16 protein-coding genes are annotated in these 18,358 nt (G+C 41.9%); all 16 read right to left on the reverse strand.

Annotated elements, in window-relative coordinates; genetic code table 11:
• Positions 1-1,298 (reverse strand): tRNA lysidine(34) synthetase TilS (gene tilS, locus CCS02_RS13680; protein ID WP_198515382.1); only part of this gene is annotated, 1,298 nt, incomplete at its 3' end.
• A gap of 82 nt (positions 1,299-1,380) precedes the next feature.
• Entirely contained in the window at positions 1,381-2,328 is a 948-nt protein-coding gene (gene accA / locus CCS02_RS13685; protein WP_100636875.1) for an acetyl-CoA carboxylase carboxyl transferase subunit alpha, read from the reverse strand.
• Between the two features lie 126 nt (positions 2,329-2,454).
• The gene (gene dnaE, locus CCS02_RS13690) at positions 2,455-5,931 is read right to left on the reverse strand and encodes a DNA polymerase III subunit alpha (protein WP_072839647.1); all 3,477 of its coding nucleotides are present in this window, start codon (positions 5,929-5,931) and stop codon (positions 2,455-2,457) included.
• 4 nt (positions 5,932-5,935) lie between these two features.
• Positions 5,936-6,535, reverse strand: a complete 600-nt coding sequence (gene rnhB, locus CCS02_RS13695) for a ribonuclease HII (RefSeq protein ID WP_100636876.1) — start codon at positions 6,533-6,535, stop codon at positions 5,936-5,938.
• Positions 6,535-7,692, reverse strand: coding sequence for a lipid-A-disaccharide synthase (lpxB, locus tag CCS02_RS13700; RefSeq protein ID WP_100636877.1), 1,158 nt, complete (start codon positions 7,690-7,692; stop codon positions 6,535-6,537). The genes rnhB and lpxB overlap by 1 nt, the downstream gene beginning before the upstream one ends.
• A 64-nt stretch (positions 7,693-7,756) precedes the next feature.
• On the reverse strand, positions 7,757-8,533 hold the full coding sequence (lpxA, locus tag CCS02_RS13705; protein WP_084122336.1) for an acyl-ACP--UDP-N-acetylglucosamine O-acyltransferase: 777 nt from the start codon (positions 8,531-8,533) through the stop codon (positions 7,757-7,759).
• Positions 8,533-8,970 carry a 3-hydroxyacyl-ACP dehydratase FabZ gene (fabZ, locus tag CCS02_RS13710; protein WP_072839643.1) on the reverse strand — a complete coding sequence of 146 codons (438 nt, stop codon included), beginning with the start codon at positions 8,968-8,970 and terminating at the stop codon, positions 8,533-8,535. Before fabZ ends, lpxA begins: the two co-directional genes overlap by 1 nt.
• 6 nt (positions 8,971-8,976) lie before the next feature.
• Positions 8,977-10,008 (reverse strand): UDP-3-O-(3-hydroxymyristoyl)glucosamine N-acyltransferase, encoded by a 1,032-nt coding sequence (gene lpxD / locus CCS02_RS13715; RefSeq protein WP_072839642.1) that lies wholly within the window; start codon positions 10,006-10,008, stop codon positions 8,977-8,979.
• Positions 10,009-10,011: 3 nt separating this feature from the next.
• Entirely contained in the window at positions 10,012-10,506 is a 495-nt protein-coding gene (locus CCS02_RS13720) for an OmpH family outer membrane protein (protein WP_072839641.1), read from the reverse strand.
• Between the two features lie 31 nt (positions 10,507-10,537).
• Positions 10,538-12,883, reverse strand: a complete 2,346-nt coding sequence (gene bamA / locus CCS02_RS13725; protein WP_100636878.1) for an outer membrane protein assembly factor BamA — start codon at positions 12,881-12,883, stop codon at positions 10,538-10,540.
• Complete coding sequence (rseP, locus tag CCS02_RS13730; protein WP_100636879.1) at positions 12,864-14,210, reverse strand: RIP metalloprotease RseP; 1,347 nt, start codon at positions 14,208-14,210, stop codon at positions 12,864-12,866. The genes bamA and rseP overlap by 20 nt, the downstream gene beginning before the upstream one ends.
• Positions 14,207-15,382, reverse strand: coding sequence for a 1-deoxy-D-xylulose-5-phosphate reductoisomerase (gene ispC, locus CCS02_RS13735; protein ID WP_198515386.1), 1,176 nt, complete (start codon positions 15,380-15,382; stop codon positions 14,207-14,209). Before ispC ends, rseP begins: the two co-directional genes overlap by 4 nt.
• Entirely contained in the window at positions 15,382-16,185 is an 804-nt protein-coding gene (locus CCS02_RS13740) for a phosphatidate cytidylyltransferase (RefSeq protein ID WP_100636881.1), read from the reverse strand. The genes ispC and CCS02_RS13740 overlap by 1 nt, the downstream gene beginning before the upstream one ends.
• Positions 16,186-16,187: 2 nt before the next feature.
• Positions 16,188-16,919 (reverse strand): polyprenyl diphosphate synthase, encoded by a 732-nt coding sequence (gene uppS / locus CCS02_RS13745; RefSeq protein WP_072839637.1) that lies wholly within the window; start codon positions 16,917-16,919, stop codon positions 16,188-16,190.
• A 49-nt stretch (positions 16,920-16,968) separates the two neighbouring features.
• Complete coding sequence (gene frr / locus CCS02_RS13750; RefSeq protein WP_072839636.1) at positions 16,969-17,526, reverse strand: ribosome recycling factor; 558 nt, start codon at positions 17,524-17,526, stop codon at positions 16,969-16,971.
• Between the two features lie 7 nt (positions 17,527-17,533).
• Positions 17,534-18,256, reverse strand: a complete 723-nt coding sequence (pyrH, locus tag CCS02_RS13755; RefSeq protein WP_072839635.1) for a UMP kinase — start codon at positions 18,254-18,256, stop codon at positions 17,534-17,536.
• Positions 18,257-18,358: the final 102 nt, after the last annotated feature.

An 18,358-nucleotide genomic window follows, 5' to 3' on the forward strand; every position in this document is an offset into this window, starting at 1 on the left:
GGCAGTGGTAGCGCTGAACTTGGTTGCCACTTAATTTCGAGATAAGAATAATCTGGATGTAACCATAGATCACCAATAGCAACCAATGCATCACCTAAGTACAAGTAAGGAAGATGTTCACGCCACCAGTTTGGTATCGCTTCATCGTTAAGCCATTTTTTTAACTTACGAGTTTTGCCATTGGGCATCATTAAACTCTCACCCTGAGGACGAGCCTTCAACACACAAGCATCACTGCCACTTACACAAATTTCGTCAAATGGGCGTGGCAAAGTCTCACCAGAAAACAAAGCTGCCAGCTTAACGGCTTCATCAGGTGGCAGGAGGTAAACCGCATTTTGATGGCGCATTATCCGTCCATGGGAAAATTCAAATTCAGGCTGTTTATCTTCCGCACTGGAAAACATCGCCTCAATACTTTCCAGCTGAGCTTGCGGTAATGACACCCCTTTATCCTGTAAAAAATGTCGCCACCAAAAAAGCCGTTCTTCAATCGATTTATCAGCAATATTAGATAAAACCAAACCGCCAAGTTCGTTGCACCAAGCAACTAACTGCCGCTGAGCAAACAGAGAAAGCATGGCATAATCCGTCGCAATTCGTTGCGCACTGGAGACGATATTTTGCTCCATTTTTGGAAAGCGTTCTTTCAGAACCGGCACAACACTTTGACGAAGAAAATTACGCGTAAAATGCTCGTCGGCATTGGACTCATCATGAATCCAAACAAGTTGGTGTTGCTGAGCGTAATCTTCAATATCGTTTTTTGAAGCAGCTAACAAAGGACGTATCAAACGAGTACTACCATAACCAAGCAGCCTTTCGTATGGAATACCAGATAAACCCTTTCCGCCCGTTCCTCGCAATAAACGAAACAACACAGTTTCAACCTGATCACCAGCGTGATGAGCCAACAGAATCACATCCCGATCACTCATTAACTTTTGAAAGGCTTGATAACGAGCATTACGAGCCGCATCTTCTAGAGAAGCCTGAGCATCTAACTGAACTCGTTGTGCGATAAAAGACACGCCAAGGTTGTCACAAACAACCTCACAATGCTTTAGCCAATCATCGGCATTAATACTCAAACCATGATGGACATGAAGCGCTACAAGCTTTTGTTTTTGCTCCACTGATATTTGATTAACCAAAGCATGCAGCAAGACATGGGAATCTACGCCGCCACTAAAGCCAATCCAGACTCTATCTACCTCAGAAAATAAGGAATCTATCCACTCAGCATTAAACCTAAGAGGCGACAAAGAAATTAGTGATTTAGGAGTTGAGCGTTTCATCATAAAGTCTGGGAGCAAAGTGCCTTAAACGTAAGAAACAAAAAAGCCCCCAATATAGGAGGCTTTTTAAGAAAACAAAAACTTATAGACCGTAAGACATTAAACGGTTGTAACGACGAGCCAATAGCTCTTCTGTAGTCAAGGCTTCCATACGATCCAATGCTGCAAGAACATTTTTCTTTAAACTCTGTGCAATTTCTTCATGGGAAATATGCGCACCACCAAGAGGCTCTTGAATAATGTTATCAACAAACCCCAACTCTTGTAGACGCTGAGCCGTAATGCCCATTGCTTTCGCCGCATCAGAAGCACGGTCTGCACTCTTCCAAAGAATAGATGCACAACCTTCCGGTGAAATAACAGAGTATGTGCCGTATTGCAGCATCATTAGCTCATCACAAACGCCTATTGCCAAAGCACCACCAGAACCACCTTCACCGATTACTGTAGAAATAATCGGAGTTTTAAGGCGAGACATAACTGCCAAGTTAAAAGCAATTGCTTCACTCTGGCCACGCTCTTCCGCGCCAATACCAGGATAGGCTCCAGGTGTGTCAATTAATGTCACGATAGGCATATTGAAACGTTCAGCCGTTTCCATAAGACGTAGCGCTTTACGGTAACCTTCTGGGCGAGGCATACCGAAGTTACGAAGTACTTTTTCTTTTACTTCACGGCCTTTTTGATGGCCAATAACCATAACTGGACGACCATCTAAACGGGCAATACCACCGACAATGGCACGGTCATCGGCATAATGACGATCACCATGCATTTCTTCAAAATCAGTAAAAGCGTGTTTAATATAATCAAGAGTATATGGGCGCTTTGGGTGACGCGCTAACTGAGAAACTTCCCATGCCCCTAAATTACTAAATAAACTCTTAGTTAACGCTATTTTTTTATCTTCGAGACGACTGATTTCATCGCCTATGTTGAGTTCATTATCGTTACCGACTAAACGTAACTCTTCAATTTTCTGTTCGAGCTCAGCAATCGGCTGCTCAAATGGGAGATAATCTAAATTCATGGTTTAATTACACTACTGTTTGGTTGCCATCAAATACAAGGACAAAAGGCGGCTAGCCGTTTGCTCTATAGCTCTATTAAGCGTATTTCTACGCTGCACTCCATTGCAAAAACTATTTAAATGAGTCTAAGTATACACTAACTGAACATTTTGTTTACCGTATTGTTTCTGAAGTTGATGAATTAATTCGTCATCCGGACGAACCTTCCAACCCGATCCTAAACGGATATCACCACATGCTTGCGGCGTATCAAAACCTATCACCACATCGCAGCCATCACCTCGATATGATTCCATATAGTTTGCCAATGTCTGTATTTCTGTTGGTGTTACTGTCTCTGACGTCCACGTAATTCGCAATGCTTCTACATAACGAACTCGAGCCTGAGCAATATCAAGAATATTTCTTGCTATAACTTTTTGTCCGCCACGAAATTCGTCAACGGTAATTTCACCCTCCACAACTACAACCTCATCTTTGACAATAACGTCTTTGAAGGTATCGTAGTTATCAGGAAATACAGTCACTTCTATTCGAGCGGAACGGTCATCTAGTGTTACAAAGGCGATGTTACCACCTTTTTTACTCTTGGTAATACGTAAGTCAACAATCAAACCCGCCATGACCTGCGTATCACCACGTTTTGGTTGTAAATCCACAATTTTTGAACGAACAAAGCGACGAATCTCTTTTTCATATTCATCTATTGGGTGACCTGTCACATACAAACCAAGCGTATCTTTTTCGCCATCAAGACGCTGACGTGGTGGCCATTCATGTTGAATCCCAATTTCCCTATAAGCATCCTCGGTATTTTCTTCTACCGCGATACCAAATAAATCCATCATGCCAGCATCTTGGTTTTTAGCATCTTGAACGGCTCGTTTCAGTGCCTCATCAATACAAGCAAATAACGTAGCTCGATTCGGGCCTATAGTATCAAACGCCCCAGAGCGAACCAAAGCCTCCATTACTCGCTTATTAACTTTACGACCAACTCGTTGGCAGAAATCAAAAATATGCTCGAAAGGACCTTCTTTGCGAGCTTCTACAATGGCCTCAATCGGACCTTCACCCACGCCTTTAATCGCTCCCAGCCCATAGACGATGGCACCTTTTGGATTAACAGTAAATTTGAAAACTGACTCATTGACGTTAGGTAACTCTAACGCTAGCTTCATTGAACGACACTCTTCAATGAAGATAACGATCTTATCCGTATTCTGCATATCAGCAGACAATACAGCTGCCATGAAAGGTGCTGGATAATGATTTTTTAGCCAAGCTGTTTGATAGGAAACCAGTGCATACGCCGCCGAGTGAGATTTGTTAAAACCATAACCAGCGAATTTCTCCATCAAATCAAAGATGTTACCTGACAAGTCCCTATCGACATTATTTTTAAGTGCGCCTTCCATGAAGATCAAACGCTGCTCAGCCATGACCTCGGCTTTTTTCTTACCCATCGCACGACGAAGTAAGTCAGCACCACCCAGAGAGAACTTAGCCAATACCTGAGCTATCTGCATTACTTGCTCTTGATACAAGATAATGCCGTAAGTCGGTTCCAATACAGGAATCAGATCTTGATGTTGATAATCTGGATGAGGGAAAGCCAGCTCAGCACGACCGTGCTTACGGTTGATAAAGTCGTCCACCATGCCCGAACCCAATGGCCCTGGACGATATAAAGCCACCAAAGCGATAATATCCTCAAAGCGCGAAGGCAAAAGCTTTTTAATCAACTCTTTCATACCGCGAGATTCCAGCTGGAATACCGCGGTAGTTTCCGCTCTTTTTAGGAGGTCATACGTGGACCTGTCTTCCAGATCGATCAAAGAGATATCGAGCGGTGGCTTACCCTCTAACGCATTAATAGTATCAATGTTTTTAACGGCCCAATCGACAACCGTCAGCGTTTTCAAGCCTAAGAAGTCGAATTTTACTAAGCCAGCTTCTTCAACGTCATTTTTATCGTATTGGGTAACCAGACCAGAACCGTCTTCTTCACAATAAAGCGGGGCAAAATCAATTAGCTTAGTCGGTGCGATTACTACACCACCAGCGTGCTTACCAAAGTTACGTACCACGCCCTCTAAAGATATCGCCATTTCCATGACTTCAGCTGCGTCTTCATCGCCCGCTAAAAATTCCGGTAATGCTGGTTCTTCTTCCAAGGCTTTTTTAAGCGTCATACCGATTTCAAAAGGTATCAACTTAGATAGCTTATCTCCCAGACTATAAGGCTTACCTTGCACCCTAGCTACATCTCGAACCACGGCTTTTGCTGCCATTGCACCGAAAGTGATAATCTGAGATACAGCATCACGTCCATAGGTACGCGACACATAATCGATTACTCGGTCACGGTTATCCATACAGAAATCAATATCAAAGTCAGGCATGGATACCCGCTCTGGGTTCAAGAATCGCTCAAATAACAAATCGTATTCGAGTGGATCAAGGTCGGTAATTTTAAGAGCATAAGCGACCAAGGAACCAGCACCGGAACCACGACCTGGGCCAACTGGAATATCGTTATCTTTTGCCCACTGGATAAAGTCCATTACGATCAAGAAGTAGCCAGGGAACCCCATCTGGTTAATAATAGTTAATTCAAAATCCAAACGATCCCAATATTCCTGACGGCGCTTTTCGATACGTTCGCCATATTTTTTGGTGAGAAAGTTAAAACGCTCTATCAAACCATCATATGATAGCTTGCTAAAGAACTCCTCCATCGTCATGCCTTCAGGCACTGGATAGTCAGGCAAAAAGTACTCACCCAACAGAACATCAACACTACAACGCTTAGCAATCTCTACGGTATTTTCTAAAGCTTCAGGTATATCTTGAAAAAGCTCCGCCATTTCTTCAGGCGTTTTAAAATATTGCTCTTCGGAATAACGACGCTTGCGACGCGGGTCATCTAAAGTCACACCATCATGAATACAAACTCGCGCCTCGTGGGCTTCAAAGTTCTCACGCTTTAGAAAACGTACATCATTGGTTGCCACAACAGGACAATCTAGCTCGCCAGCCAAAGGTACTACGGCATGAATATAGCTTTCTTCTCCGGGTCGGCTGGTTCGTTGCAACTCGACATAAAAGCGATTGGGGAATACTGACATCCAATGAGCTAAACGGTTTTTAGCCTGCTCGTGTCGACCTTTTTGCAGTAGGTAACCAATATCACCAAAACCTGCGCCAGATAAAGCAATGACATCCTCACTGTGCGTTTCTATCCACTCTCGTTGAACGATTGGACGACCTTCTACCTGGCCTAGCTGGTACCCCTTCGAAATGATGGCAATTATGTTTTTATAGCCCTTATTCGACGTAGCCAATAAGGTAAAGCGGTAACGAGAATCCACATCATCGTCTTCGGCAACGACAACATCCGCACCACAAATAGGCTTAATGCCTTTTTCCATAGCCCCTTTGTAAAAGCGTACAAAGCCACATAGGTTATTTTCGTCCGTAATAGCGACGGCAGGCATAGACATAAACTCGGTAGTGCCGAGCAAGCCTTTGATTTTTACCAAGCCATCCACCAAAGAAAACTCGGTATGGACTCGTAGATGTATAAATGACGTGGACAAAATTTTATCCCTCTAAAATCTTCTTAACTGGACCAAAACTGCGTCTATGAATCGGCGTGATGCCATGCAAACGAATCGCTTCTAGATGCTGGGCAGTAGGGTAACCTTTATGTTTTTCAAAACCGTATTCTGGATGAGTCTTAGCGGCTTGAACAATATCTCTATCACGTGTGACTTTAGCCAAAATAGAGGCGGCAGAAATAGCCGATTGCCGAGCATCGCCTTTAACCACAGCTTCTGCAGAACAAGGTAAATTAGGCGGAATACGGTTACCGTCAACCAATACATGTTCTGGAACTATGGAAAGTAAAGCAACCGCACGAGACATAGCCAGCATACTGGCATGAAGAATATTTATCTCGTCAATTTCCTCTATCGTTGCGCTGGCAATGCCATAAGCCAAGGCTTTTTCTTGTATTTCAACAAATAAAGCTTCGCGTTTTTTTTCACTTAGTTTTTTGGAATCAGCTAAGCCAGCAATGGGTCGTGACGGATCTAAAATCACTGCTGCAGCCACAACTTCTCCCGCTAACGGCCCTCTTCCAGCCTCATCAGTCCCGGCCAATAAATTTCCAAAATATACCTGACTAACAAAAGGTTCCATTATTTATCTTTTCCTTCAAGCATACTAACAATAGCTTGAGCCGCCTGCGCACCAGCATTTTTGCGCAACATGGTATGCAAATCTAGATACTTGGCTTGAATGGCTTTATCGGTAATAAAAGACCGCCAAGTTTGTAACAATCGTGTCGCCAAATTATCTGGCGTCGCATCATCCTGAAGAAGCTCAGGCACTAACGCTTCATTAGCCAACAAATTAGGCAAAGAAACATAAGGAACTTTAACCATTCTAGACATAATAGCGAAAGTAAGCTTATTGACCCGGTAGGACACAACCATTGGTCGTTTCACTAGCATAGCTTCCAATGCTGCCGTACCAGATGCAAGTAGAATAGCATCTGATGCTGCCATCACAGTGCGTGATTGCCCATCAATCAAAATAGCTTCGGCATTGGCTTCATGCAATATTGCTTCTATTTGAGTTCGACGCTCTTTATTCGATGCAGGAATCAAAAAAGTAGCAGAAGGTTCTTTTTGCTTAATCAATTTAATGGTATCGATAAAAAGCGGCGCTAAACGAGACACTTCACCTTCACGAGACCCAGGTAAAATACCAAAAACAGGACCATTAATAGGCCCTAGATTAAGCTTCTCTCTGGCAATAGTGACATCACTTTCAAAAGGTATATCATCAGCTAACGTATGCCCAACACAAACTACCGGAATGTCGTGCTCATGATAAATAGGTAATTCAAACGGAAAAAGTGCCAACATAAGGTCGATGGATTTTTTGATATTAAAAATCCGTTTTTGACGCCATGCCCAAACTGACGGACTAACATAATGAACTGTCGGTATACCTGCTTGTTTTAATTTTCTCGCAAGCGGCATATTAAAATCAGGTGAATCTATACCAATAAAAGCAGTAGGGGGATTGTTTAAACAAGACTGGTATATGCGCTTACGAATACCCAAAAGCTCTCTGAGCCGCCCTAAGACTTCAACCAAGCCCATGACAGACAATCGATCCATCGGCACAACACTCTTGAAACTTTGCGCCTCCATTAGTGGACCACCAATACCTTCAAAAATTGCTTCGGGTTGTAACATCTTTAGGTGAGCGATCAAATTTGCACCCAAAATATCACCCGAAGCTTCACCAGCTACCAACACATACCGTGTCGCAGACGTTACTTGCATTTATACAACCTCTAATAATAAAAAACCCCGAAATAGTCCGGGGTTTTCTTTTAAAACATGGTGCCTATCGGACAATTCCACGTTTTGAATGCCGAATTGACAAAATGTACTCTGCCACTTCAGGAATATGAAACATATCCCCGTGCTCAAGCTCTAGTAACGCAGATTCTAGGGTTAAACCTTTTAGGTACACCGTCTTATATGCAGTACGCAATGCTCTAATGACTTCTGCAGATACACCTCGACGGCGCATACCTTCAAAGTTCATACCATGCGCTTTAGCAGGACTACCAGAAACCATGACATACCGAGGCACATCTTTAGAAACCATTGACCCCATACCACACATGCTAAAAGAGTTAACCTGACAAAACTGATGAATACCTGTATACCCACCAAGGATGACATGATCACCAACCACCACATGCCCAGCAAGAGCAGCAAAGTTCGCTAATATATTGTGATCTCCCACAATACAATCATGACCAACATGCGTACTTGCCATAAACAAGTTATGGCTACCTACCGTTGTAATACCATTATCTTGGATGGTACCACGATGAATCGTCGCATTTTCACGAATAACATTACTGTCACCAATCACAAGCTGTGTTGGTTCACCCTTATACTTTTTGTCTTGGTTCGCTTCTCCAACAGAAGCAAACTGATAAATCTCATTATTACACCCAATTGTCGTATGACCATTAATAACAACATGAGATTTAATAATACTACCAGCACCAATTTTTACATTCGGTCCGATCACACAAAAAGGACCAATCTCCACACTGGAGTCAATCTCTGCTTTCGAATCGATCAAAGTAGTTGGATGTATCGCCACTATATTTTCCTGTCTGCACACATAATAGTTGCAGAGCAAGCTAACTGACCGTCAACTGTAGCTCTACATTCGAACTTCCAAATGCCTCGTTTTTCGGCAATAATTTTTGCTTCCAATTGCAAACGATCGCCAGGTACAACTGGTCGCTTAAAGCGCGCATTATCAACACCGACAAAATAATAGATAGAACCATCTTCAGGTTTCTTACCCATTGTCTTGAAACCCAATACACCGGCAGCCTGTGCCATAGCCTCAATAATCAAAACACCAGGCATTACTGGATGATTAGGAAAGTGGCCATTAAAAAAAGGCTCGTTAATCGTCACATTCTTATAGGCAATAATGGAATCGTTCAGATTTATCTCAACAATACGATCTACTAGTAAAAACGGATACCTATGAGGTAAATACTGACGAATTTCATTTACGTCCATCATTAAACATCAACCTTTGTCTGAAAGCTTTTTAATTTGTTGTCCCAGTGATGAGATCTGTTTTGCCATTTCATCAATTCTTCTAATTCGAGCTGCTGTTCTACGCCATTTACCTGTGGGCTCCATCCCCATCCCTGAAGAGTATGACCCAGCTTCATCAATGGATTTGGTAATCATAGTCATTCCTGTAATATGGGTGTGATCAACTATCGAAAGATGACCTGCAATTCCAGCCCCACCTGATATAGTACAGGAAGCACCTATTTTCACACTCCCAGCAATCCCAACGCATCCTGCGATGGCTGTATTATCGCCAATTACGACGTTGTGAGCAATTTGAACTTGGTTATCTATCTTAACACCATTACCTATTTGCGTATTCTCTATAGCCCCGCGATCAATTGTTGAATTCGCACCTATTTCAACATTATTACCAATAATTACAGAGCCTAATTGATCAATTTTTTCCCAAAAACCGTCATTCGGTGCAAAACCAAACCCATCCGCGCCAATCACAGTACCGCTATGAATAATACACGCCTCACCAACCTCTACATCATGATAAAGAGTGACATTAGAATATAGACGAGAACTTTTACCTATCTTAACACCTCGGCTAAGCACACACCCTGCGCCAATAACACAACCCTCAGCAATCAAGACATCATCATCAATAACGGCATTAGGCCCCACCACGACATTTTCTGCTATCGTTGCTTTAGGTGACACTACAGCACTTTGGTGAATGCCTGACCAGCAATGTGTTGCAGGTACAAAAAGATGTGATATCTGAGCAAATGCTAAGTAAGGATTTGAAACAACAATGGCATTATCTACCAATTGAGCCAACTCATCCGTCTTTACAAGAACTGCACCAGCAGATGTCGATCCAAGTAGACTTTGATACTTAGAATTAGCCAGAAAGCTCAACTCTTTCTGGGTCGCTTTTTCAAGCGATCCTAATTTCTCTATAACTAGATCAGCATCACCTTTTACAACACCTTGAACCTTGGCTGCTAATTGCCCTAGCGTATAACTCATAGATTAATTATCCTTATTAATACGTTTTACTAGTTCATCTGTAATATCTGCATCTGCGTTCGCATATAGACTTAACTGTCTATTAAGTACCAATTCCAATTTACGCTCTTCAATCAAAGACTTCAGGGCAGCCTCACCTTTAGGAGTCAAAGATTGTATTAATTGTTGCTCTAACGCTTTAGCCTGCTGCTGCATATTGGCAGCCATTGCTCGCACTTGATTCTGATGCTCAGCTAACTGTTGACGGCGCTTGTTAAATTCATCTTCGGATAGCGTCAATTCATCGCGCTTCAGATCTTTTGCTGATGCTTCAAGTTTTTCCTGCTCTTTTTTCAAACGAGCGTCCATTTCAGCCACTTTTTGCTTTGGTTCCTTAGCAGCCTCTTGACCTATATTACTTTGTAAAAGTGCCGATCTAAAATCAACAACAGCGACTTCAGTTGCTTGTACGCTATTAATAAAGCATAGAGTGAAAATTACAATTATGAGTTTTTTCATTTTCAAATCCTATTAAATAATACTTTCTAAATTAAAAAGTGGTTCCCAATTGAAATTGGAAAAAATCTGTTTTATCGCCACTTCTTGAATTCAGAGGACGTGCAAAGTTAAATGACAACGGTGCAATTGGAGTAATCCATGTCCAACTTAAACCAACACTGTAACGTAGCTCAGCGGGGTCAATACCTTCGTTACACTCGGAATTACCTGCAAGACAAGTGTCAGTAAAGACGTTACCACCATCCAAAAATAAAGCCGTCCTGACGGACTTATGGTCTTCTACCATAGGTAGTGGAAAAATAAGCTCCGCCGTACCCGTCATCAGAATATTACCACCTAATGCCGAACTACTATTCGTTGAGCCAGCATCATAAGAGTTTTTAGGCCCCAAGGATGAAGAACCATAACCTCGGACTGAATAAGAGCCACCCGCAAAATAGTTTTCAAAGAAAGGCAAATTTTCAGTGTCACCATATCCCATACCATAGCCCAAACGACCTTTTAGTCGAAACAGCCATAAATCAGAGCCATTCAAATTCCAGTATCGTTGAGAGTTCAAGCCAAGTTTTATGTATTGCTGATCGCCGACTGGTAAAGCCACTTCTAATGTTGCTTTTGTAGAATACCCATCAGTTGGCAGTACACCACCAACTAAATCGCTATCACTCCAAGTTAAGCTTGCAATGACGTCATCATAATTATCACCCTGACTATTTACGTAGTCTTTTGTTTCATTAGATGGGTCATAACCTAACTTCACAGTACTTTCTTTTATTGTCATACCGAATGATAAGCGCTGAGTATCCGAAATTGGATAACCATAACTAACACCTGCACCAATTTCATCTAAATCGTAATCTTCCACATCATCATCGGCATGATCACTGGTTTTATAGAAAATCTGGAAGCCTCGACTAACACCATCTACAGTAAAATACGGATTATCATAACTAATGGAATAATCTTGTGTTTGGTTTGTTCGTGACGCATTAAAAGATAACTTATTACCTGTGCCTAAAAAGTTACGCTTAGATATCCCGAAGCCTAGTACAGTGCCATCTTCTTGCGAGTAACCGATACTCGCTTGGATACTACCTGAAGCCTGCTCCTGAACCACAACATCAAGATCAACCTGATCTGAAGTTCCCGCTACAGGTCGAGTGCGTAAATCAACATTGCCAAAAAAACCAAGTCGTTCAATACGACGTTTAGAAGATTGAATTTTAGAGTGAGTTGCCAAAGCCCCTTCAAATTGAGTCATCTCACGGCGCAATACTTCATCTTGTGTTTCGCTATTACCGCTAAAAGTAATTCGGCGAACATAGACCTTAGGACCAGGCGCAATTTGATAACTAAGGTTAACAGTATGATCATCTAGCTTCTCAGGAATCACGTTCACGTTAGTGAACAAATAACCGTCATCACCTAGCTCAGTCGAAATACCTTCGATGATTTTTGTCACTTCGCTACGAGAGAAAACATCTCCTTTTTTCTGAGAGATTTGCTTCCACACCCTATCTTCTGCAATAGGCAAACTACCACTTAAAGTAACGTTATTGATATTATAAGGCTTGCCCTCTTCGACATTTATTACAATATAAACATCACGTTTATCAGCTGACAAACTCACCTGACTAGAGACAACATTAAAATCCAAATAGCCATTATCTAAATAGAAGCTTTTGAGCGTATTGATATCACCTTCTATTTTACCTTTCGCATATTCGTCGGCAGAGCTAAAAGGATTCCAAGAGCCAGTCTCTTTGGATTCAAAATCTTTTGTCAACGTCTCTTCATCAAAGTCTTTGTTACCAACGATATTGATGTGAACGATTTTGGCTGTATCACCTTCGTCGATTTTAATGACAATCCCAGTACGATTACGAGGCATGTCCTTTACTACAATATCCACCTTGGCACTATAGCGACCCAAAGCATAATACTGACGTTGAAGCTCTTGGACTATTTGGTTTAGCGTCTCTGGTTTGTATATTTCACCAATCTCTAACCCAGATAATTTTAAGCCTCGCTCTAAATCTTCTGTTTTAATTAGTTCATTACCTTCAATAGTCAGATTACCAATCGAAGGACGCTCCGCAACCTCAAAGACCAAAATATTATTTTCTTCATAAACATCAATGCCACTAAAGTAACCCGTGTTAAAAAGAGAATTAATAGCTTGATAGACTTTATCAGAATTATAAGACTCGTTCTTATCAAAGCCTATCACATCAAATGCCCTAGATGATGGCATTTGCACTAACCCATCAATCCGGACATCCTCTACGGTTTTTGCAAAACTTTGCACGCTTATTAAAGCCAAAAATACTGCTGAAACGACTTTCACATATACCTCTCTACAAGCGGGCAATATCATTAAAAATGGCGACAGCCATTAGAGCAAATAAAAGAGAAGCACCAACTCGATACGCCATACTCTGAATTTTCTCAGAAACTGGCTTTCGACGAATAGCTTCAATGCCAAAAAATAACAAATGCCCACCATCCAACATTGGAATAGGCAACAAATTAAGCACACCCAAACTAACACTGAGGTAAGCCATAAATTTCAAAAAAGATTGCAAACCGGAATCTGCAGACGCACTCGCTACTTTTGCAATCGTTATCGGCCCAGATAGATTATCGACCGAAATCAATCCTTGTAACATTTTCCCTATAGAAGAAACGGTCAAAGATACCATCTTAGATGTTTGTGCAACACCATAAGAGAGCGCCTCAAGCGGACCATAGTAACGCTCCCTAATAAGACCCTCATCCCATTTTGGCGGAACTACTGCCAACCCAGCATACCCTATCGTTTTGCCATTTTGCTCAGTAGATTTAGGCAATAATAATAATTCCAAAAAATCTTGTGAGCGCTGAACCTCAACCGACAGCATCTTATTGGGATTCGCCTGAACCAGCCCAACAACTTGTTGCCAGTTAGATATAGGTTGATTATTTATTTCTAAAATCTTATCACCAGACTGAAAACCCGCCGCAGACGCAGCACCATCATCAACAACTTGAGCAATAATAGGAAGCACCTCAGGCTGCCATGGAGACAAACCAAAGGCTCGAATCAAATTACTTGGTTCATCACCAACTAACCACCGATTAAGCTGCACAGTATCTTCCTGCAAGGAACTTAATCCATCAGGTTGATAGCGAACGATAATGGTTCCTGTTTTACCAATCAAGCCCGCTAGCACTAAATTTACATCTTCCCATGAGGTTACAGATTCGCCAGCAAGGGAAATAAGCTCATCTCCGGCTTGAATCTGAGTTTGAGCAATCGGGGTATTTTGATCAACTTTACCGACTTTTGGCGCAATAGATTGCACACCTAATAAAGCGACAACTGCATAAATAACGATGGCCAAAATAAAATTAGCAACAGGTCCAGCCGCCACAATAGCGATTCTCTGCCAAACATTTTTTGCATTAAAAGCTTGGTTTCTCAATTCTGCAGAAACATTTCCCTCACGCTCATCAAGCATTCGAACGTAGCCACCAAGAGGAATCATAGCCAATGTAAACTCTGTTCCTGTTTTGCCGACATAACGATAAATCGGCTTTCCAAAACCAACTGAAAAGCGCAGCACTTTGACACCACAACGGCGAGCGACAAAAAAATGCCCAAACTCATGAAAGGTGATTAATAGACCTAAAGCTACAACAATAGAAAGAATATTTAAAATCATGAAAAGCTACCGCGAGAAATCATATCGAGAGCCAAATGACGAGAGTATCGATCTGCCTCAAAAACATCATCAAGATCATTCACAACAACAATATCTGCAGCCATCAATACCTTTTCGTTTACACGAGCAATGTCAAGAAAACCAATCTGGCAATTCAAAAAAGCCGCGACCGCAATTTCATTTGCTGCATTCAAGGTTGCCATTGCTGTACCGCCCATAAACCAAGCGTCAGCAGCTAATTTCAAATTTGGAAAACGAATTAAATCAGGTGATTCGAAGTTCAAACGAGCAATATCAATCAAATTCAAAGGAGGGACATTTGTCTCAACTCGGCTGGGCCAGCTCATACCATAAGCTATTGGAATTTTCATATCTGGATTACTCATCTGCGCAATAACAGACCCATCAAGATACGATACCATAGAATGAACAATGCTTTCTGGATGCACAACAACATCCACTTGGTTCGGCGTAATATCAAACAACCAACAAGCCTCAATCAACTCTAAGCCCTTGTTCATCAAAGAAGCAGAATCAATGGATATCTTTTGCCCCATAGACCAGTTTGGATGCTTACACGCCTGCTCAGGAGTCACTGAAGCCATTTGATCTAGGGGCCAAGTTCTAAAAGGCCCACCGGAAGCTGTCAAAATCACCTTAGATACATCTTGCTTATGTGCGCCACGAACTGTTTGAGGCAAGCTCTGATAAATAGCATTATGCTCACTATCTATTGGAAGAAGCATGACATCATGACGAGCTACTTCGTCCATAAAAAGCTTACCAGCAGTAACCAAGGACTCTTTATTTGCTAACAATGTTCGCTTACCAGCACGTATACCGGCCAAAGTAGGCTTAAGTCCAGCAAATCCCATAATGGCAGCCATAACCTGGTCAACTGAAGAGTCAGAAGCAATACTATCTAAAGCCTCTTCACCCCACTCAAAGGAAATAGCTAAACCATGACACTGCTGAGCCAATTCATCGCACGCCTTTTGCGACCCCATCACTACACGCTGAGGCTTAAAACGACGACATATATCGGCCATTTTATCCACACTTTCATTCGCCGATGCATTAATCAAAGCAAATTTATCAGGGTGCTGAGCAATAATATCTAGCGTGCTTTGACCAATAGAACCAGTCGCACCTAACAAGCAAATACCTTGCATCAAAGCCATCCAGCTAAACTTAGCAATAAAACATAAATAGGAGCAGCAGCTGTCAAACTATCAACACGATCCATAACACCACCATGACCAGGAATAAGATGGCTAGAGTCCTTCAATTCTTCATGGCGCTTAAATAAACTTTCCGTCAAATCACCTAATACAGACACAGACGATGTTATTAACGCGATAACAGCTAACACACACCAATTAAAAAGAGTGAAATCACTTAAGAAAGCAAAAATAATCACACCCACTTGAGTTAACAGCAAACCACCAATAACGCCTTCCCATGACTTACCAGGACTAACAAAACGTGCAAGTTTTCTTTTACCAAAGGCTCGACCAGCAAAATAAGCACCTGAATCAGCGCCCCAGATCAACCCCATAAGAAGCAACACCCATACAACAAAATTGTCTGACTGTTTTAATACCACCAAGGCCGACAAAGTCGTAACCAACACAAAAACGCCAAACAACAAACGACTAAAAACGTGCTTCCAAATTAGTTGTGTTGGGTAACGTATTACCCAATACAAAGCTAAGCCCCATAACAGAGGACTCAAATAAAGTGATGTTTTCTGCAAATTATAATTCAATACAACAAAGCAAACTGCACCGATAAAAGCAGCGTATAAAATACGGCCAACTTGATTGCTTACACCAGATAAACGCGCCCACTCCCAGCCTGCTAAACAAACAACAGCAGCCATGGCAAAAATAAAGTTAGAAGCTTCTAATACAAACACGGCACAAACAAACAATACAGCCATAACAATGGCACTGAGAACTCGAGGAAGTAACATAGTTATCGACCACCGTAACGACGTTGACGCTTTTGATAAGTTTGAACAGCCTCATCAAAATGCTGTTGATCAAAGTCCGGCCATAACACCGGAAGAAAGACAAACTCAGAATAGGCTGTTTGCCAAAGCAAAAAGTTACTAATACGCTCTTCTCCTGAGGTTCGAATCAAAAGATCAGGTGGAGGCAAATCAGCTAATTGCATATGCTCTCCTAATATCACCTCATCAATATCCTCTGTAGAAAGCTCACCTAATGCAACGCGCTTAGCTACAGCTTTTGCAGCTTGAGCAATATCCCAACGACCGCCATAATTCGCAGCAATAACTAAGGTCATCTGATCATTATCTTTCGTTGCGTCTTCAACATTCTTGATTTGCTTTTGCAAACCACCGCTGAAACCTGAAAGATCTCCTACCACCCTAAGTCTGATCTTATGCTCATTTAATCGTTTAAGTTCTTTTTTCAAAGACCGCATAAACAACGTCATAAGCCCATCAACTTCTAGTTTCGGACGCTTCCAATTTTCACTAGAGAAAGCAAACAGCGTCAACACCTCAACACCGGACTTAGCTGCAGCTTCAACCACACGACGCACAGCAGCCGCACCAGCTGTATGGCCAGCAATACTCGGAAGGTGTTTTTTCTTTGCCCAGCGATTATTACCATCCATTATGATAGCAATATGAGCTGGACTGACGGCTGAATCAAAATCAGCGCCATCCAATTCAGACATAGCAGTACCCTAGTCAATAAAAAAAGCGAGCCAAGGCTCGCCTTTCTCATTAAATTTCCATCAAGTCTTTTTCTTTTGCAGCAAGACGCTCTTCTATCTGGGCGACATACTTGTCCGTAACTTTTTGAACTTGATCCTGTCCACGACGATCATCGTCTTCAGAAATTTCTTTTTCTTTCACTAGGTCTTTAAGACTACCGTTTGCATCACGACGAATATTACGTATAGCAATACGGCCATTTTCAGCTTCATTCTTTGCTTGCTTAAAGTAGTTCTTACGAGTTTCCTCTGTCAAAGCAGGCATAGGAATTCGGATCAAATTACCGTTTGTAGCAGGGTTCAAGCCAAGATCAGATTTCATAATGGCTTTTTCAATTTCAGGAACCAAGTTATTTTCCCAAGGAGAAACCCCCAAAGTACGCGCATCTTCAACCGTAATGTTAGCCACTTGACTTAACGGTGTTTCAGATCCGTAATAGTTCACTTTAACTGAATCTAAAATACTAGGGTGCGCACGACCTGTACGGATTTTTTTAAACGCAGACTCAACAGAAGCAACTGCTTTGCCCATGCGGTCTTCTGCGTCTTTAAGAATTTCGTTAATCATAACTTCCTCACTTAATCAGTGTACCTTCACTGCCACCAACCATGATATTTACCAAGGCTCCTGGCTTATTCATATTAAATACACGTATTGGCATACCGTGATCACGGGTCAAGCATATTGCTGTTAAGTCCATGACACCTAATTGTTTTTCAAGAACTTCATCGTAGCCCAATGTATCATATTTCACTGCCGCAGGATCTTTCATTGGATCTGCGGAGTAAACACCGTCTACTTTAGTTGCTTTCAATACGACATCTGCATCAATCTCAATACCGCGTAAACAAGCAGCAGAGTCAGTCGTAAAGAAAGGATTACCTGTACCTGCAGAGAAAATGAGCACATCACCTTCTTTCATTAAGCGCATGGCACGACGTCTATCATAAGGCTCTACAATACCTGTCATAGTGATAGCCGACATCACACGAGTAGCAATATTTGCACGCTCTAAAGCGTCTCGCATTGCCAACGCATTCATTACCGTTGCTAGCATCCCCATATGGTCACCAGTAACACGATCCATCCCAGCCTGACTTAATGCCTGGCCGCGAAACAAGTTACCACCACCAATAACGATACCAACTTCAACACCAATACCACGTAACTGCCCGATTTCTAGAGCAATACGATTCAACACTTTAGGATCGATACCAAAGGACTCATCACCCATCAAGGCTTCGCCGCTCAGCTTAAGCAAAATTCTTTTGTATTTTGGACTCTTTTCTTTTGGCATATCAACCTCCAGCAATGATTTCATTTCTTGAATAACTGAGGTCAATATAACCGACACTCATCGCATTCATCTCTCATAAAAAGGGGCAGTCAAGCTGCCCCT

The organism is Marinomonas sp. ef1 (assembly GCF_002806845.1).
GTDB classification, from domain to species: Bacteria; Pseudomonadota; Gammaproteobacteria; order Pseudomonadales; family Marinomonadaceae; genus Marinomonas; species Marinomonas polaris.